The 18,850-nt window shown below is 64.5% G+C and carries 13 protein-coding genes and 2 rRNA genes; 3 read left to right on the top strand and 12 right to left on the bottom strand.

The window, feature by feature from the left end:
- Window positions 1-61: 61 nt before the first annotated feature.
- The 10 genes from AC1MBE_RS14010 to AC1MBE_RS13965 all read right to left on the bottom strand — a co-directional run bounded on the left by AC1MBE_RS14010 (window position 62) and on the right by AC1MBE_RS13965 (window position 13,572).
- Window positions 62-3,195 (bottom strand): 23S ribosomal RNA (locus AC1MBE_RS14010).
- Window positions 3,196-3,760: 565 nt separating this feature from the next.
- A 16S ribosomal RNA gene (locus AC1MBE_RS14005) occupies window positions 3,761-5,285 on the bottom strand.
- The 16S and 23S rRNA genes sit together here, the layout of an rRNA operon.
- A 653-nt stretch (window positions 5,286-5,938) precedes the next feature.
- Window positions 5,939-6,313 (bottom strand): helix-turn-helix transcriptional regulator, encoded by a 375-nt coding sequence (locus AC1MBE_RS14000; protein ID WP_479779120.1) that lies wholly within the window; start codon window positions 6,311-6,313, stop codon window positions 5,939-5,941.
- A complete protein-coding gene (locus tag AC1MBE_RS13995; protein ID WP_479779119.1) occupies window positions 6,310-7,437 on the bottom strand; it encodes a TerC family protein in 1,128 nt (375 codons plus the stop codon). Before AC1MBE_RS13995 ends, AC1MBE_RS14000 begins: the two co-directional genes overlap by 4 nt.
- 579 nt (window positions 7,438-8,016) lie before the next feature.
- Entirely contained in the window at window positions 8,017-8,895 is an 879-nt protein-coding gene (locus AC1MBE_RS13990; RefSeq protein WP_479779118.1) for a dihydrodipicolinate synthase family protein, read from the bottom strand.
- Window positions 8,892-9,923, bottom strand: coding sequence for an exo-alpha-sialidase (locus AC1MBE_RS13985; protein WP_479779117.1), 1,032 nt, complete (start codon window positions 9,921-9,923; stop codon window positions 8,892-8,894). The genes AC1MBE_RS13990 and AC1MBE_RS13985 overlap by 4 nt, the downstream gene beginning before the upstream one ends.
- Window positions 9,924-9,955: 32 nt before the next feature.
- Window positions 9,956-11,446 carry a tripartite tricarboxylate transporter permease gene (locus AC1MBE_RS13980; RefSeq protein ID WP_479779116.1) on the bottom strand — a complete coding sequence of 497 codons (1,491 nt, stop codon included), beginning with the start codon at window positions 11,444-11,446 and terminating at the stop codon, window positions 9,956-9,958.
- On the bottom strand, window positions 11,443-11,922 hold the full coding sequence (locus tag AC1MBE_RS13975; protein WP_479779115.1) for a tripartite tricarboxylate transporter TctB family protein: 480 nt from the start codon (window positions 11,920-11,922) through the stop codon (window positions 11,443-11,445). Before AC1MBE_RS13975 ends, AC1MBE_RS13980 begins: the two co-directional genes overlap by 4 nt.
- Window positions 11,922-12,890: a tripartite tricarboxylate transporter substrate binding protein gene (locus tag AC1MBE_RS13970; protein WP_479779114.1), complete on the bottom strand. Its 969-nt coding sequence runs from the start codon at window positions 12,888-12,890 to the stop codon at window positions 11,922-11,924. The genes AC1MBE_RS13975 and AC1MBE_RS13970 overlap by 1 nt, the downstream gene beginning before the upstream one ends.
- A gap of 16 nt (window positions 12,891-12,906) precedes the next feature.
- Window positions 12,907-13,572, bottom strand: a complete 666-nt coding sequence (locus tag AC1MBE_RS13965) for a GntR family transcriptional regulator (protein WP_479779113.1) — start codon at window positions 13,570-13,572, stop codon at window positions 12,907-12,909.
- Between the two features lie 305 nt (window positions 13,573-13,877).
- On the opposite strand from AC1MBE_RS13965, the gene AC1MBE_RS13960 reads away from it, so the two are divergent.
- Together AC1MBE_RS13960 and AC1MBE_RS13955 are read left to right on the top strand one after the other, a co-directional pair.
- On the top strand, window positions 13,878-14,771 hold the full coding sequence (locus tag AC1MBE_RS13960) for an SDR family oxidoreductase (protein WP_479779112.1): 894 nt from the start codon (window positions 13,878-13,880) through the stop codon (window positions 14,769-14,771).
- Window positions 14,772-15,098: 327 nt separating this feature from the next.
- A complete protein-coding gene (locus AC1MBE_RS13955; protein ID WP_479779111.1) occupies window positions 15,099-15,758 on the top strand; it encodes a cyclodeaminase/cyclohydrolase family protein in 660 nt (219 codons plus the stop codon).
- A gap of 62 nt (window positions 15,759-15,820) precedes the next feature.
- On the opposite strand, the gene AC1MBE_RS13950 is transcribed toward AC1MBE_RS13955, so the two are convergent.
- Window positions 15,821-16,405: a 5-formyltetrahydrofolate cyclo-ligase gene (locus AC1MBE_RS13950; protein WP_479779110.1), complete on the bottom strand. Its 585-nt coding sequence runs from the start codon at window positions 16,403-16,405 to the stop codon at window positions 15,821-15,823.
- A 244-nt stretch (window positions 16,406-16,649) separates the two neighbouring features.
- Window positions 16,650-16,844, bottom strand: coding sequence for a hypothetical protein (locus AC1MBE_RS13945; protein ID WP_479779109.1), 195 nt, complete (start codon window positions 16,842-16,844; stop codon window positions 16,650-16,652).
- 100 nt (window positions 16,845-16,944) lie between these two features.
- Between AC1MBE_RS13945 and AC1MBE_RS13940 the strand changes: the two genes are divergently transcribed.
- Window positions 16,945-18,777, top strand: coding sequence for an AfsR/SARP family transcriptional regulator (locus tag AC1MBE_RS13940; RefSeq protein WP_479779108.1), 1,833 nt, complete (start codon window positions 16,945-16,947; stop codon window positions 18,775-18,777).
- Window positions 18,778-18,850: the final 73 nt, after the last annotated feature.

Below are 18,850 nucleotides of genomic sequence, written 5' to 3'. Positions count from 1 at the left end.
TTTCTTTGTACCCTCCCCATGGGTGCGAACCCCTTTTGATGTTGGTTCGCGGGGTGGGTGTGTGGTGTAAGTTATCGGCCTATTAGTACCGGTCAGCTTCACGAGTCGTTAGTCCTCGCTTCCACATCCGGCCTATCAACCCAGTGGTCTGGCTGGGGGCCTCTCACACACAAGGTGTATGGAAATCTCATCTCGAAGCGAGCTTCCCGCTTAGATGCTTTCAGCGGTTATCCCATCCGAACGTAGCTAATCAGCGGTGCACTTGGCAGTACAACTGACACACCAGAGGTTCGTCCGTCCCGGTCCTCTCGTACTAAGGACAGCCCTTCTCAAATTTCCTGCGCGCGCAGCGGATAGGGACCGAACTGTCTCACGACGTTCTAAACCCAGCTCGCGTACCGCTTTAATGGGCGAACAGCCCAACCCTTGGGACCTACTCCAGCCCCAGGATGCGACGAGCCGACATCGAGGTGCCAAACCATGCCGTCGATATGGACTCTTGGGCAAGATCAGCCTGTTATCCCCGAGGTACCTTTTATCCGTTGAGCGACGGCCATTCCACAATGTACCGCCGGATCACTAGTCCCGACTTTCGTCCCTGCTCGAGATGTCTCTCTCACAGTCAAGCTCCCTTGTGCACTTACACTCGACACCTGATTGCCAACCAGGCTGAGGGAACCTTTGGGCGCCTCCGTTACTTTTTAGGAGGCAACCGCCCCAGTTAAACTACCCATCAGGCACTGTCCCTGACCCGGATTACGGGCCGAAGTTAGATGTCCAAAGTGACCAGAGTGGTATTTCAACGATGACTCCACCCGAACTGGCGTCCGGGCTTCAACGTCTCCCACCTATCCTACACAAGCCACTCCGAACACCAATACCAAACTATAGTAAAGGTCTCGGGGTCTTTCCGTCCTGCTGCGCGTAACGAGCATCTTTACTCGTACTGCAATTTCGCCGAGTTTATGGTTGAGACAGCGGGGAAGTCGTTACTCCATTCGTGCAGGTCGGAACTTACCCGACAAGGAATTTCGCTACCTTAGGATGGTTATAGTTACCACCGCCGTTTACTGGGGCTTAAATTCTCAGCTTCGCCTTGCGGCTAACCGGTCCTCTTAACCTTCCAGCACCGGGCAGGAGTCAGTCCGTATACATCGTCTTGCGACTTCGCACGGACCTGTGTTTTTAGTAAACAGTCGCTTCCCCCTGGTCTCTGCGGCCCCTGCACGCTCCGGACAGCTTGTGTCCATCACGATGGGGGCCCCCCTTCTCCCGAAGTTACGGGGGCATTTTGCCGAGTTCCTTAACCATAATTCTCTCGATCGCCTTAGTATTCTCTACCTGATCACCTGTGTCGGTTTGGGGTACGGGCGGCTAAAACCTCGCGTCGATGCTTTTCTAGGCAGCATAGGATCACCGAATCCCCCCATACGGGGGTCCCGTCGGGTCTCAGGCATCATGAACGGCGGATTTGCCTACCGTTCGCCCTACATCCTTAGACCGGGACAACCATCGCCCGGCTCGGCTACCTTCCTGCGTCACACCTGTTAATACGCTTGCCTCCCAGGTTTCGGTCCCGCGCTCCACCAAAACCCTCACACCACAAGGGTGATCGGGCAGGTCTCGGGCGGTTAGTATCCCCTGTTCAGCATGGGCGGTTTTTCGCCGGTACGGGAATATCAACCCGTTGTCCATCGACTACGCCTGTCGGCCTCGCCTTAGGTCCCGACTTACCCAGGGCAGATTAGCTTGACCCTGGAACCCTTGATCATTCGGCGGACGGGTTTCTCACCCGTCTTTCGCTACTCATGCCTGCATTCTCACTCGTGTAGGCTCCACCGCTGGTTTACACCGCGACTTCACTGCCCACACGACGCTCCCCTACCCATCCAGACGCCTGAACCACAAGGGCTTAGCTAATATCTGAATGCCACAACTTCGGCGGTGTACTTGAGCCCCGCTACATTGTCGGCGCGGAATCACTTGACCAGTGAGCTATTACGCACTCTTTTAAGGATGGCTGCTTCTAAGCCAACCTCCTGGTTGTCTTCGCAACTCCACATCCTTTCCCACTTAGCACACGCTTAGGGGCCTTAGTTGGTGGTCTGGGCTGTTTCCCTCTCGACTATGAAGCTTATCCCCCACAGTCTCACTGCTGCGCTCTCACTTACCGGCATTCGGAGTTTGGCTGACGTCAGTAACCTTGTAGGGCCCATTAGCCATCCAGTAGCTCTACCTCCGGTAAGAAACACGCAACGCTGCACCTAAATGCATTTCGGGGAGAACCAGCTATCACGAAGTTTGATTGGCCTTTCACCCCTACCCACAGCTCATCCCCTCCATTTTCAACTGAAGTGGGTTCGGTCCTCCACGACGTCTTACCGTCGCTTCAACCTGGCCATGGGTAGATCACTTCGCTTCGGGTCTAGATCACGCCACTGCAACGCCCTGTTCAGACTCGCTTTCGCTACGGCTTCCCCACACGGGTTAACCTCGCGACGTAACACTAACTCGCAGGCTCATTCTTCAAAAGGCACGCCGTCACCCCAACACAGCAAGCTGCGGAGGCTCCGACGGATTGTAAGCACACGGTTTCAGGTACTGTTTCACTCCCCTCCCGGGGTACTTTTCACCTTTCCCTCACGGTACTGGTCCGCTATCGGTCATTAGGGAGTATTTAGGCTTATCAGGTGGTCCTGACAGATTCGCACGGGATTTCTCGGGCCCCGTGCTACTTGGGATACTTCCCAGGCGGCACACTACATTTCGGTTACGGGGCTCACACCCTCTCTGGCCGGCCTTTCAAGACCGTTCACCTATGCACATGCTCTCACCCCACTGTCCCGGCAGAGACAGAACGGAAAGTCCCACAACCCCGACCATGCAACGCCCGCCGGCTATCACACATGGAACGGTTTAGCCTGATCCGCGTTCGCTCGCCACTACTAACGGAATCACTATTGTTTTCTCTTCCTGCGGGTACTGAGATGTTTCACTTCCCCGCGTTCCCTCCACGCACCCTATGTGTTCAGATGCGGGTCACCAGGCAACTCGCGTCCCTGGCGGGGTTTCCCCATTCGGACACCCTGGGATCACAGTCCGGTTATCGACTCCCCCAGGCTTATCGCAGATTCCTACGTCCTTCTTCGGCTCCTAATGCCAAGGCATCCACCGTGTGCTCTTAAAAACTTGACCACAAAAGATCAAGGAGTAATTTCGAGAGAACCACAGAAACCAACCACACCCAACAACACCACCCCAAAAGGGTGACACCATCACGCGCAGCCAGATCCAGGTTCATATTCTTGGAAATTGCTTCTTATAAAAGATGCTCGCGTCCACTATGTAGTTCTCAAACAACAACCCCGTACCACACACCCCACACACCAGACCCCCACAAAAGGGACCGAACAGTGCATGCTCGTCGCAGCCGGGAAACCAGAAACACAAGTCCCACACCCCGCACCCCCAACCCCCCGAAAGGAGAAGAACGCGCAAGCCATGGTCCTGTTGTCTCAGGACCCAACAGTGTGCCAAACACTAAACCGCCTGCGTCCCGCCCCCGCCGTTCCAGGACACCCTGCTCCACAAGAGAGCAGCACATCCGTACTGGGCAAGGACAAAACCATGCGGCCGCTATTTGTTGATATTCCACCCGTGAGCACCCGCCGCAGAACAATCGTCTGCGCAACGGGCGTACTCCTGACAACACCACCACACAGGCATAACGCCCGGCGGGGTTGTTGTAGGTGCTCCTTAGAAAGGAGGTGATCCAGCCGCACCTTCCGGTACGGCTACCTTGTTACGACTTAGTCCCAATCGCCAGTCCCACCTTCGACAGCTCCCTCCCACAAGGGGTTAGGCCACCGGCTTCGGGTGTTACCAACTTTCGTGACTTGACGGGCGGTGTGTACAAGGCCCGGGAACGTATTCACCGCAGCGTTGCTGATCTGCGATTACTAGCGACTCCGACTTCATGGGGTCGAGTTGCAGACCCCAATCCGAACTGAGACCGGCTTTTTGGGATTAGCTCCACCTCACAGTATCGCAACCCTTTGTACCGGCCATTGTAGCATGCGTGAAGCCCAAGACATAAGGGGCATGATGATTTGACGTCGTCCCCACCTTCCTCCGAGTTGACCCCGGCAGTCTCCCATGAGTCCCCGCCATTACGCGCTGGCAACATGGAACGAGGGTTGCGCTCGTTGCGGGACTTAACCCAACATCTCACGACACGAGCTGACGACAACCATGCACCACCTGTGAACCGGCCCCAAAGGGGAAGGACTGTTTCCAGCCCGGTCCGGTCCATGTCAAGCCTTGGTAAGGTTCTTCGCGTTGCATCGAATTAATCCGCATGCTCCGCCGCTTGTGCGGGCCCCCGTCAATTCCTTTGAGTTTTAGCCTTGCGGCCGTACTCCCCAGGCGGGGCACTTAATGCGTTAGCTACGGCGCGGAAAACGTGGAATGTCCCCCACACCTAGTGCCCAACGTTTACGGCATGGACTACCAGGGTATCTAATCCTGTTCGCTCCCCATGCTTTCGCTCCTCAGCGTCAGTTAATGCCCAGAGACCTGCCTTCGCCATCGGTGTTCCTCCTGATATCTGCGCATTTCACCGCTACACCAGGAATTCCAGTCTCCCCTACATCACTCTAGTCTGCCCGTACCCACCGCAGATCCGGAGTTGAGCCCCGGACTTTCACGGCAGACGCGACAAACCGCCTACGAGCTCTTTACGCCCAATAATTCCGGATAACGCTTGCGCCCTACGTATTACCGCGGCTGCTGGCACGTAGTTAGCCGGCGCTTCTTCTGCAGGTACCGTCACTTTCGCTTCTTCCCTACTGAAAGAGGTTTACAACCCGAAGGCCGTCATCCCTCACGCGGCGTCGCTGCATCAGGCTTGCGCCCATTGTGCAATATTCCCCACTGCTGCCTCCCGTAGGAGTCTGGGCCGTGTCTCAGTCCCAGTGTGGCCGGTCACCCTCTCAGGCCGGCTACCCGTCGTCGCCTTGGTGAGCCATTACCTCACCAACAAGCTGATAGGCCGCGAGTCCATCCAAAACCACAATAAAGCTTTCCACCCCCCACCATGCGATGAGGAGTCATATCCGGTATTAGACCCAGTTTCCCAGGCTTATCCCAGAGTTAAGGGCAGGTTACTCACGTGTTACTCACCCGTTCGCCACTAATCCCCCAGCAAGCTGGGATCATCGTTCGACTTGCATGTGTTAAGCACGCCGCCAGCGTTCATCCTGAGCCAGGATCAAACTCTCCGTTGAAGAAAAACAGACACAACCAAAGAACCACGGGAAAACGCGGAACCAGGCTGCACAAAATTTGAAACCAGCTAAAAACACCAAACCCACCACGGGGTGGCAGATCCGGCACAATCAACCAATTCAATACAATAAATTGGTATCAACAAACTTGGCACACTATTGAGTTCTCAAACAACAGACACACCCGGCACCACCCAAACCCAACGGTCCAGGATCGCTCCGGAGCAACTTTTCAAACTTACCCGAGTCCGTGACGCTTTGCAAACCGGCGTTTCCGCGATTTCCAATCCCACGAACAGGATCCCCACCCGTCATCAGCGCGCAAATATCCGCGCCATTTTCCAGGCCGTTTATCAGGGGGTCGGTCGCTATCTTTCCGCTTCAGCGGCGGCGACTCGAACTACTTTACACACGAACCCGACCCGGAACAAATCGACCCCCAACGACGCCTCCCCCCGTCATAACCCCCGGAAATCCGCGGATTTCGGCTGTCTCAGCGGGGCCAGGATGCCCGGCCGGCGGGTGCCGGGCGTCTATGGAGTGGGTCACAGTGCGCGCCGGGACGCATGCGCCGGCCGGGACGGCGCTTGCGTCCCGGCCGGATCCAAAGACACGGGCCGGTGGACCGCTTCGCGCGCCTGCCTGCCTCAGGCTCACGGACCCTCCGGGGCCGGCGGGACCATGTGCGCTGGCTCCGCCGCGGCGGAAGGCGAAAGCAGCCCGATCAGTCCGTCGATTTCCCAACCGGCCACAGCGGGGTGGCGGAAGTGCTGGTGGGGTTCGATGGCGTAGCGCGTCCGCCGTCCGTCCCGCGTCCGGTGCAGGTAGCCAGCGTCTTCCAGGTCCTTGAGGATCTGAAGGGTCGAGCGTGTGGTGACGCCGACCCTGGCGGCGATGTCGGCCACGCGGGCCTGCGGGTCCGCCGCGACGGCCAGCAAGACGTGCCCGTGGTTCGTGAGGAAGGTCCAGGCCGGCCGCGCGGGTGTGGGCGGCGCCGGGGGCAACGGGGGTTGGACGCCGTCGTTCATGTGCGCTCACTCTCTGCGGGCGCATGCGGGTCGACGCCGGACTCCCCTGCGCCGGGTTCCCCGGCGTCGGACTCCCCGGCATCCCGGATGCGCGCAGTCGTGGTCCTGCTGCCAACACGGCGGCGCCGCCACAGCGGTTCCAGCTCAGCCAGCTCTTCGGCTGTCGCCGTCCCGAACGGGGCGTGCGCCGGCCCCGCCGGGGCCTTGCGCTCCTGGCCGCGGGTGGCCCACAGGCTCGCGCCGATGGCCACGGCGAGGATAAACGCGATGACGCCCAGCGACAGCGGGGTGGGGATGTAGTAGATGTCGATCTTGAGCAGCATCTTGATGCCGACCCAGATCAGGACGAGCGCCAGGCCGATCTTGAGGTAAATGAACCGGTGCATCAGGTCGGCGAGCAGGAAGTACATGGCGCGGAGGCCGAGGATCGCGAAGGCGTTGGCCGTGAAGACCAGGAACACCTCGTCGGTGACGGCGAAGATCGCGGGAATCGAATCGACGGCGAAGATGATGTCCGTGACCTCGACCAGGGCCAGGACCGCCAGCAGCGGGGTGGCCAGTACCAGGCCCTTCTTGCGGACCAGGAATTTCTGCCCGTGGAACTTGTCGGTCATGGGCACGTACCGGCGGAAGAGTTTCAGCGCCCGGGATTTCTCCGGTTCCGGGTGGTCGTTGCGCTGACGGATCATCCGGTAGCCGGTGATGAGCAGGAACGCGGCGAAGACATACAGCACCCATTCGGCGCTGGCGATGATTGCGGCGCCTGCAGCGATGAAGACGCCACGGAAAACCAGGGCGCCCAGGACGCCAAGGAACAGCACCCGGTGCTGGTACTCGCGGGGTACGGCGAAGTACGTGAAGATGATTGCCCAGATGAAGACGTTGTCCACGGCCAGGGACTTTTCGATCAGGTATCCGGCGAAGTACTGCTGGCCGAACTCGGCCCCGTACAGCTGCCATACCAGCACGCCGAACCCGACGCCGAACGCGACCCAGACGGCGGACCACAATGCCGCTTCACGGACCCGGATCACATGCGCCTTGCGGTGGGCGAACAGGTCCACCGCCAGCATCAGGACAATCGCGCCAAGGACGGCCAACCAGGCCCAAAAAGGAACATTCATCGAAGAGCACCTGCTTCCAGTCAGTCAACACCAACTGGAGGTCTCTCCCGGCCCCGAGGGCCTGTCCGCCGGGCCGCTCAGGGGCGGCCGTACTGACGACGGAACATTTGGGGGATACTCCCCTCCACCCAATAAGTGAAGCACACTTCACCTATGCCGACAATGCGTCCCGCTCGGCCGGCGTAGCCGGCCGCCGCCACAACTGGGGGCTGAGCCGTCCGAGGCTCCGGTTGACGGTTCAAACAGCACGACGCGGGAGCGGGCTGCATGCTGACCATCTTGCCGGTCGTCCAACGCTGCCCGGGCCGGGGTATCGGCTCCGCGCAGCACACCGGCCACGAAGCCGGAGAGGGCACCGGCGGGGTGACGACGTCGAACGCGTTCCGTGGCGGGCTCCGGCGCTACCCCGAGCACGCGTGCCGGCCTTCCCCGAGTCCGGCTCGTCCGGGGCGAGACACTGAACGTGAATGGCGGCGTGCCGGCACCGTAACGAACGACACGCAGGCTGTGGCAGCAAACCAGTGGGCGCTTCCCGGAAACGTTCGGGAAGGGCCCACTGGCGTTTGGGTTTTCGCTCGTTCAGAGCAGGTCGGCGACGTTCGACGCAAGGGCAGCGCGCTCGGTCGGCGTGATCGGGTTCAGGGGGGCCCGCAGGGTGCTCGCCGGAAGACCACGCAGCTCCAGGACGGCCTTGAGGTGGGCCATATCGCCCTGCTTCGTCACCTCAATCGCTCGCCGCGCCCTCGCACGAGCGGCGTCGAGGGCTGCCTCGTCGCCGGAGCGCAGGGCGTCGCGGACGGCGAGGAACGGCTGTGGCAACGCCGAGGACACCCCGGAGACCACACCTGCACCACCGGCCGCGACGACCTCGAGGAACTCGCCGTCAGCCCCGGAGTACACCGGCACCGCATCCTGGCCGAGCGCCTCAACGTAGCGCCGCACCGTGTCGTGCGGTTCCCCGCTGATTTTCACGCCCGCGATACCGGTCTGCGCGACTTTGGCGAGCAACTCCGGTGACACGGTCGTAGTGGCCCTGGCGGCGAAGAGGTAGGCGAACACGGGCACGTCCCCGGCGATCTCCACGAGCCGCTCGTAGTAGGCGAGCACCGACGATTCGGTTGCTGCGAAGTAGTGCGGGGTCAGGGCTGCGAGCCGCTGGGCCCCCCGGTCCACCGCTGCACTGGTGAGCCGGGACGCCTGGTACAGAGAAGCCGCCCCGACGTGCCAGTAGGTGCGCTGATGGCCGAAGGCCTCGGCGGCTGCTCCGCAGACATCCAGGCGCTCCTCGTCCGTGAGCGTCGTGAACTCACCGGTCGTGCCCGCCACGAACACCCCGTCGATGTCGTGCTCGGCGAGCTGCGCGTATACCGCGCCGCTTGCTCCGAGGTCGACGGCACCATGTGCATCGAAGAGGGTGGGGACAGCGCTTATGAGGTTGGCGCCAGGGTAGGGACTCATGATGAACTCCGATTCGAGGTGTCGATCAGTGCCAGGCGGATGCCACGGCGCTGCCAGGTGTAGGAGACGGCGAGGCCGCCCGGAATGACTATGAGGGTCGGGTACGAGAACTCATTGGCACCGGTCGTGACCACACCTGAGTCGGCGGGGGCGTACTCACCGGCGCCACTCCCCTGCCGGGCCTCGAGGCTCTCCTCGAGCGTGACCAGTTGTTGCCAGGTGCGGCCTTGGTCTGCGCTGACGGACACCGTCAGCGGTGCACGGGGCGCCCAGTCACCCGAGACCGGGTTGTGCGCGAGGTAGACCAGATCCGCAACGGCACAGGCACTGACACCCGAATTGTTGTTGGGGACCGCGCTGAGCGTTCCGGGAGCCCAGGTGTCCCCGTCGTCGTGGCTGACCGAGGAGACGAGGCGCCCCGCGGTGCTGCGCGCCAGGAGGCGGACGGCTCCGTCGGCGGACTGCCACAGTGTGGGCTGGATGATCCCTGCGCCGCTGACCCGGTCCCTGTCGACGACGATGTCGTCGCGGCGCCGCCAGGTCAGTCCGTCGTCGTCGCTGAGGTCGACGAACGAATCCCACTGAGGTTCGTCGCTCCAGGTCTCGGTCGAGGCTCCAGCGACGAGTCGTCCGGACGACAGGCGCACCGGCGGGGTACGGACCGGGCCCCGGCCACCGTGGTCACCATCGACGAGCTCAGCGGGTGCGGACCAGGTCAGCCCACCGTCCAGGGATTCCACCCACATCGTCGACCATGACGAAATAGCCCGACCCACCTTGAAGTACAGCAGGACCCGCCCGTCACACCGCAGGTGGAGCACCGGGTTCCAGCACGGGCCCAGCCCCGCACTGACCACCACGGGCTGCGACCACGTCGCGCCGTCGCCCGCCGACAACCAGATCTCGCTGTTGTCGGCGCCCTCGTGGTCGCCCTGGAACCACGCGACGAGGAAGGTTCCGGCCACCACGCAGACCGTGCTGGCATGGCACTGGCCGGGCACCCCATCGACGACGACGTGTCGGACCACCGGCGCCTGCTCTACGTGGATCTCCGCCGCGGTCATGCGACCCTCTGCGCCGCTTTGCGCGCCTTGACCCTGGAGCGGATCCGCGGCACGGCGAGCGCGAGGACCGCCGCCACCATCAGGCCGACGGCGATCGGGCTGGTGTAGATGGTCTCCAGACCGCCGATCTCCATGGAGCGGCGGAAGTTCCGCTCCGCGAGCGGGCCCAGGATCAGACCCAGGACCACGGGTCCGGCCGGGAAGCCGAAGCGCCGGAACAGCAGGCCGACGGCTCCGAACAGGATCATCATGCCGACGTCGAAGACGCTGTTGTTGACTGCAAACGTGCCCACGATGCAGAAGGTCACGATGACCGCCCAGAGGTACTTGCTCGGAAGGTCGAGCAGCTTGGCGACCCCGCGCATGCGCAGCAGGCTGAGCCCGAGGGTGAGCACCGTCGCGAAGATCATGATGCCGGCGATGGAGTAGACGAGGTCGGGGTGCTGGGAGAACAGGCTCGGACCCGGCTGGATCCCCCAAATAATCATGGAACCCAGCATCACGGCCATCACGGAGTCTCCGGGGACACCGAGGGCCAAGGTCGTCAGGACCGAGCCGCCGACGCCGGCGTTCGACGAGGAGTCAGCGGCCGTCAGGCCTTCCAGGGATCCCTTGCCGAAGAGCTCGGGCTCCTTGGACAGCCGGCGGGCCTGGTCCCAGGCCACGATGCCACCGATGTCGCCACCGGCAGCGGGGAGAATGCCCACCACTGTGCCGACGGCCGACCCGATGATCACGGGCTTGACCATGGCACGGTTCTCTGCGCGGTTGGGCCACCAGCGTCCGAAGCTCGTCACGGCAGCACCGTGGGCCTGGCCGCGCTCCAGCATTTGGTTGAACACCTCGGTGATGCCGAAGAGGCCGATGATCACCGCGATGAACGGGATGCCCTCGACGAGCTCAGGTATCCCGAAGGTGAACCGGTCGGACCCATCGAGCGGGTCGCGGCCGATGGTTCCGAGCGCCAGTCCGAATAGTCCCGCGATGAGGCCCTTGATGATCTTGCCACCCGAGACCTCGATCATCATGGTGAGCCCGAAGACGACGAGCGCGAACATCTCCGGCGACCCGAACTCGAGTGCGAACTCAGACAGGGGGATGGCGGCCACCATGAGGACCGCGATCCCCACGAAGCCACCGATGGCCGACGCGTACGCCGATGAGGTGAGCGCTATGCCCGCCTTGCCCTGCTTGGCGAGCGCGTAGCCGTCGAAGGTCGTCGCGATGGACGCGGGCGTTCCCGGTGTGTTGATGAGGATGGCAGGCACGCGGTCACCGAACTGCGCCGCGACGAGGATGGTCAGGAGGACCGCGAGGCCCGGCAGCGGCTCCATGGTGAGCGTGAACGCACTGGCGAGCGCCACGGCCATGGTGGCGCTAATCCCGGGAAAGGCTCCCACGAGCATGCCGATCACCGCGCCGGCCAGGATGCAGAGGGCGATCTGGAGCGTGAAGAGCGCTTCGAAACCTTCGAACAGGGCTGTCATACCGGCACCTTCAGGAGGAGGGCGAACAAGACGTAGAGGACCGTGACGATCACGGCCGGGAACATGACCAGGTCTTTGACGCCACGCCCGCCGCCCACCCACGTGAGGGCGGCGACCAGGACGAACGCGGAGATCAGGAAGTGGACGTAGTACCAGAACAGCCCGAAGGCGAGGATGCAGGCGATGAACCCGATGACGCGCGCGACGCCCCGCCGGGTGGAGGGCTCCTGCTCGTCCGCTTCCGGGGTGGCCACGAAGGCGACGACCACCTGAAGCGCCGAGAGGGCGATGAGCCCGATAGCCAGCGCCTCCGGCCAAATCCTCGGGCTGACGGCCGTGGTGCGCTGGGGCAGCTCGATCCCCCGCGCGAGGACGAGCATAACGATGCCGAGCACGAGGAAGACCAGCCCGAGGACTGCCTCACGCAGTGGTGAGGCAGTCCTCCGCTGTCCCTCGACGGTGAGGGTGGCGGCCATTACTTGTAGATCTGTCCGAAGCGTTGGAATTCGGTGGCGGCGAAGGCCGACGCCTCAGCCGGCGTGGTGGCGAGCGGCGTGTTGCCTGCCTTGGTCATGACCTGCTTGAAGGTGTCCGAGGAGGCCGCCTTGTTGACGGCGTCGGCGAGCTTCTTCTTCACGTCATCCGGAAGGCCGGCGGGGGCGCCGATGAGGCCCCAGCCACCGATGACGAGGTCGACGCCGAGTTCCTTGCCCGTAGGGGTGTCGGGCAGCGCCTCGACGCGTTGGGGTGCCATCACCGCGAGGATCCGGAGACGACCGTCCTTGGCGGCGGCGCTGGACTCGCTCACGCCCGCCATCACAGCCTGGACCTCTCCAGCGACACCGGCTGCGACGGCGGGGGCACCGCCGTCGTACGGAACCGGTTTGAACTCGGCACCGGCGGCCTCGCCGAGCGCCAGGGTGGCGGCCTCCCAGATGGCGCCTGCGCCGGAGTTGGAGACCGTCACCGTCCCGGGCTTGGCCTTCGCGGCAGCGATGACGTCCTCCAGCGTCTTGAATGGGCTGTCCTTCGGCACCGAGAGGGTTGCCGGCGCGTTCATGACCTGCGCAAGGACCGTGTATTGGTCAGGCTTGATGTCGGCACCCTGGTGTCCGAGCATCGCCACCTCGACCGGGATGAAGCCGATGCTGTAGCCGTCGGCGGGTCGCTGCTTGAGGTACGTCAGTCCCACCCGGCCACCACCACCGGTGCGATTCTCCACGACGATGGACTTGCCGAGGTCGGTCTCCATTTCCTTGGCGAGGGTCCGTGCTGTGAGGTCCGACCCGCCGCCGGCGCCTGCGTGCACCACGAGCGTGAAGTCCTTGCTGGGGAAGTCGGCCGCCGCTTCGGTGGTCGTTCCGCTGCCGCGCTGGGCACAGGCGCTCATGGCAAGTGCTGCCATGGTCGCCATTGCCATCATCTTGATCGCCGTTGATCTCATCTGGGTTTCGCTTTCTCTATGGTTGAGCGGGGGGAACTGCGGACTGGAGCCGTGAACAGGTCGTCTGCAGGTGCCGGTGCAGCTCCGCCTTAACCTTGGGGACTTTGCCGGCGCCGATCAGCGTGGCGAGGTCTGTGTGCTCACGTGCCGACGATGCGAGGTCCTCCATCTGCTGGCCGGAGGCGTGCAGCAGACCCTCGATCGTCGGGCGGAACTGGTGCCACAGGAGGTTGAGCCTGGTCAGCCCGGCCGACTCGAAGAATGCCGAGTGGAACCGGATATCGGCGGTGGTGAAGGCCGCTGCATTCCGTTCGGCCGCAGCGGACTCCATATCGGCAAGCGCGAGCTTGAGGTCGCGGACGAGCAGCTCACGGTTGGCGGACATGGCGCGCTCGACGGCCAGGAGCTCGAAGGACTCGCGCAGTGCCATGAGCTCGTCGATGTCAGCGGCGCTGAGGGCGGTGGTCACGACATTGCGCCCGGAGCCGGTGACCAGGCCCTCGGTGCGCAACAGTTTCACCGCGTCGCGCACCGGCCCACGGCTGACACTGAATGTCTCGGCCACGTCCTCCTCGACAAGGCGGGTGCCGGCGGCGATCTCACCGGTGATTATGCCCCGCCGCAGCTCGCCGGCAAGGCGTTCACCCAGGGACTCGGCCCTGATCGGTCGTGCTTCGAACATCGTCGTCCTCCTGATTACTGTTTACAGTAAACAACACAAGATAATCGGTCAACAGTTCACAGAAAAAACTTCGTGAGGGCGCAAAGCCGGTCTTCCCAGGGCACGCGGCCGGACGCCGGACTGCGAATGCCACACCGAGCCCGCTTCCTGGCCACGCCCAGCCGGCGCTCCCCCGTTGCGCACTCTCCCCTTCCGTGACTAGGGTAATTACTAAGCATGCTTAGCGTGTTGTGGGATCCACCCGCCGTCGACGCCCGGCCCCGTCCACGAGAGCCCGGGCGCAACGCAACCATCGGAGGAGAACAATGACTGACCAGTACACGTTCAGGAACCCCGTGACGGCCTACGAGCAGATCGAGCCGCCCGAGCAGAGCCAGCCGGAACCCGGCCTGGACGCCACGATGACACCGAAAGCGGATCACGGCGAGGACACCTACCGGGGCACCGGCCGGCTGGAGGGCCGCAAGGCGATCGTCACCGGCGCGGACTCAGGCATCGGCGCCGCGACGGCGATCGCGTTCGCCCGGGAGGGCGCCGACGTCGTGATGTCCTACCTGCCGGAGGAGGAAGAGGACGCCAGCCGGATCGCGGAGCTGATCGAGAAGGCCGGGCGCAAGGCGGTCAAGGTCCCCGGTGACCTCAAGGATTCGTCCGTCTGCCGCGAGCTCGTGGAGACGGCGGTGCGGGAACTCGGCGGCCTGGACATCCTGGTCAACAACGCCGGCAAGCAGGTGGCGCAGAAGGCGCTCGGCGACATCGACGACGTCCAGTTCGACCACACCTACAAGACCAACGTTTACGCCATGTTCTGGCTGACCAAGGAGGCGTTGCCGCACCTGCCGGCCGGGTCGAGCATCATCAACACCACGTCCATCCAGGCCTACAGCCCGTCGGAGACGCTGGTGGACTACGCCTCCACCAAGGGCGCGATCAACAACTTCACCAAGGGCCTGGCCCAGCAGCTGGCGCCCAAGGGCATCCGGGTCAACGCGGTGGCGCCCGGCCCGATCTGGACCCCGTTGCAGCCCAGCGGCGGCCAGCCCACCGAGGACCTGCCGGAATTCGGCAAGGAAACCCCGCTGGGCCGCGCCGGCCAGCCGGCCGAACTCGCCCCGGCCTACGTGTTCCTCGCCTCGTCCGAGTCCAGCTACGTGATCGGCGAGACGCTGAATGTCAACGGCGGCATGCCGACGCCGTAAGGAACGACGCGCGGACCGCAGCGACGCCAGTGGGCCCTTCCCGGAAGCTTCCGGGAGGGGCCCACTGGTTTTTGAGGGGGTCATGCCCGGGCTGGCCGGTCGCGGCCCTGCTCCCCGCACAATCGACGCGTGCTGGTTCACGATGGAGCGAAGAATGCTCCAGGGAATCCGGCAACGTGCCGAGAAAATGGATCCAGTCGCGGCTCCTCCGGTGGCCTGACCAGCAGGAATGAGCTGATTATGACGGCTCCACAGGAACTTCTTCGTCGTCCTGTTGGCGTGGCAGTCAGGTGACGGCACACAAACCTTCAGGGCAGACTTAGTTTCATGGCTGATTCTGAAGCGGTGACAACCCGGCGTTCGACGGTTGAGGAGTGGACGCTGGCGTTGGCGGAATCCGTGGGTTCCCCCGGTGGTGGCGCTGGTGCCGGGTTGATGCTTGCCATTGCCGCGTCACTGACGTCGATGGTGGCCGGATACACCGACGCCGATGAGCACCAACGCGCTGAACTCGACAATGTTCATACCCGGGCGCGCTCACTGCGGCAAGCCGCTCTCCACTTGGCCGACGACGACTCGTCCGCATCCAAAGCTTTCGGGGCCGCTTTCCGGCTCGAACCCGGGCCCGAACGCGAGGACGCAATACATAAAGCCTCCGTCGAAGCCGCAAAATCCTCTGCCCTGCTCGGCGGACGCGCCATCGATGCCATCACGGACCTGGAATGGCTTGCAGCCCACGGCAACCCTGCGCTTATCGCCGATGTGGTCGTCGCCTTCGGGGCCCTAAGAGCAGCACTGACGGGAGCGCGCACCAACGTCAGCTACGATCTGTCGACCCTGACCTCGGCCGGCGCCACACTCGAACAGATCCGCCACGAGCATCCAAACTTGTGGGCGACGGTCAAGCACCTCAACGCCGCCCTGGACCGGATCGACAAGCTGACGGCCGACATAGACCACCGGGCAGCCCCGACCGATACCCTCTGACCGGGCACCACACCGCCGGCCGGCCCGCCGTGTCATGCCACGGCCCCGGCAGGCGCTGCTAGTCAGAACACTCTGATCCCGCTGGGTGTGACCACTCCGTCGACGGGCCGGTCGTGGCTCTCGCGCGGCACCGCATCAAGGAACTCCTCGTCATAAATAACGGCGAACACCGCAGGAGGCTCTTCCAGAGAAGCCAGAGCCCGGTCAAAGTACCCGCGGCCCCACCCCATCCGCATTCCCGAACGGTCAACCGCCGCGGCAGGAACAAGCAGCAGATCGACGCGCTGAAACACACTGGCAGGCACCACCTCACCGACCATCTCCGAAATGCCGAACAACCCAGCCTGCTCAGGGCCGCCAGTCGCAGGCACCCAGTCCAGCAGCCCATCCCGCCTGCTCACCGGAACGAGAACGTCGACGCCGTTCGCGGCGGCCCACCCCAGGAACGGCCGAGTGTTCGGTTCATCTCCGCCGGAGAGGTAGCAGCCCACCAAAGCAGGCGCCCGGTGACGAACCAGGGCAATCAGCTGCTCCGTCAGACCAGCCGCTGCCGGCCCCTGCTCCCCCACCAACCGGGTCCGACGACGGAGACGAACCTCCGCGCGCAATTTGGCCTTTGCATCCCTTACAGAATCATCCGACACCATGTTCTGACAGTAGCTTCAACCGGCGCCGCCCGCGCCCCTGGTGTCCTAGGTACAGATCAAGAGTTCCAGCATCAAGCCTGGCTTGCTGGTTCTGACCGAGCTCTCCACCCGGGCACCGCCGCCAGCCACAACCCGTGGGTCTTTCAAGCCGGATGCCGGAATCCAGAACGCCGTTACCAATGTGAGGGCCCTTCCCGGAATGCCGGGAAGGGCCCTCACGCGTCTGCGCCCTACCGCTAGTGGGTTAGCGGAACCAAAGGGTGGGCGGGAAGTTCCGGTTCGCCGACGCGTAGGGTTCGCTGGGCAGGTTGCCGACTTTCCACGGTTCGTCGGACCGGATCTCCGGGGTGTGGCCGTGGCCGTCGCGGAGGATGGCGACGAACGTGCCGGGGATCGCGACCAGTGCGGATCCGGCGAGCAGGATGGCGATTACTTCCATTGGTAATGCACCTCGGTGGTGGTGGGTGAGTGGATGAGTTCAGTGTCCTCAGCCACCGTGTGAGCAGGCGTGTGAGCGTGTTCCGGCGGTAAAATTCGGTATGGCCGACACCTGGATTCGGCTCCTCGGCCCGCCCCGGATCGAACCCCCTGACCCAGCACCCCCGGACTCTGAGTCCGCGGACGCGGCTCCCCCGCAGCCCCGCGGCCGCAAGGCCTGGGCGGTGCTGGCCTACCTCGCCCTGAACCCTGCCGGCGCCGGCCGCTCCCGGACCGCAGCCCTCCTCTTTCCCGACGCCGCGGACCCTTTGGGCGCCCTGCGCTGGAACCTGTCCGAGCTGCGCCGGGTGCTCGGCGGGGCCGCGATCGCGGGCGATCCCCTGCGGCTCGACCTTGGGCCGGGCTGGCGCTGCGACGTGCTGGAGCTCCTTGGTTCGGCAGGCGGCCGCGACCTGGACCCGAGACGCTTCGAGGACCAGTTGCTGGAGGGCCTGAACTTTGCCGACAGCCCCGTGTTTGAGTCCTGGCTCGCGGACCAGCGCTACCGGCTGGAGAACGCGGTGCAGTCGCTGCTCTACGACGCCGCCCTGGCGTCGCTGGCGGCCGGCGCCCCGTCGGATGCGGCCGCCCTAGCGTCAACGGCGTTGCAGCGAGATCCGTTCAACACCGACTGCACCGCCGTGCTCGTCAAGGCGCTGGTGGCCCTCGGTGACCAGCGCCGCGCGCGCGAGCAGGTCACCAAGTTCGCCGAGCTGTACCGCGCGGAGCTGGGCTTACCGCTGCCCGAAGAGGTCCGCCGGGCCCTGTCCGAACCGGGGACCGCCGCAGAATCCGGCACCCCGGCGAACGCGGCCACCGTGCGGTCCTACCTCGACGCGGGCGCCGCCTCGCTCTCGGCCGGCGCGGTGGACCGCGGGCTCGCGCAGCTGCGCCTCGCCGTCGAACTCGCCCAGCGGGCGGGCGAACGGCATCTGCTGGCCGAAGCGCTGGTCACGCTGGCGGGTGCGGTGATCCACCAGGCGGGCGGCCGCGGCGCCGAGGTGGCCGACTTCCTGCACCGCGCGCTAACGGCAGAAGCGCCCGACGGCGGCTCCCGCACCGCCGCTGCCGCCTACCGCGAGCTGGGCTACCTGGCCGTGCAACGCGGCGTCCCGGACCGGGCCGCCGGCTGGCTGGAGCGCGCGATGCGGGCCGCGAAGGGGTTCCCGGACGAGCAGTCGAGGATCCTGGCGATCCAGGGCATGCTCGCCTCGGACACCGCCCGGTACGGGGACGGGGTGGCCGCCCTGACCGAGTCGGTGCGGCTGGCCGCGGAGGCCGGGAACCGCCGGCAGCAGGCGTTCGGCGAGGCGCTGCTGGGCCGCGTGCACCTGATCCGCGGCGAGCTGGGCCTGGCCGGGGCGTGCCTGGACCGTGCCCTGGCCGGGGTGGCCGCGGAGCACTGGACCGCGTTCGAACCGTTCGTCGCGGGGCTGCGCGGCGAGACGTACCTGGCGGCAGGTCGGCTCGAGGAGGCCGCGGCGCTGATCGACCGGTCCTGGGTGATGGCCGAGCTGGCCGGCGACCACTGCTACATGGCCCTCGCGGCCGGGGCCGAGGCGCGGCTGTTCCTGGCGCACGGGGACCTGGCCGCCGCCGAACACTGGGTGGGCCGGGGCCTGGAGCCCAGCCCGTGGTACCTCTGGTACTCGGCCCGGCTGCTGGATGTCGCGGCGGAGGTGGCGCTGGCCGCGGGGTCGCCGCGGGCATCGGAGTTCGCGGACCGGCTGGGCGCGCTGGCCAGCCGGTCCGGGATGCGCGAGTTCGCGGTGCGGGCCCAGTCGCACCGGGCGGCGCTGGGAGATCCGGACGCCGCGGAGTCCGCGCGGTGGCTGGCCAAGGAGATCGACAACCCGGTGCTGGCCGGGTGGGTGGCGCGGCGGCAGGCCGGGTGAGGCGAGGGCGGCAAGCGCGTGGGGCGACCGACGTCGGGCAGTTCCGGGGCGGTTGCTCTCTCACTTATGGCTG

It is taken from the genome of Arthrobacter sp. BG5, assembly GCF_056680155.1.
Note: the sequence above shows the minus strand (reverse complement) of the source record. Positions and strands in the feature narration are given on the sequence as shown.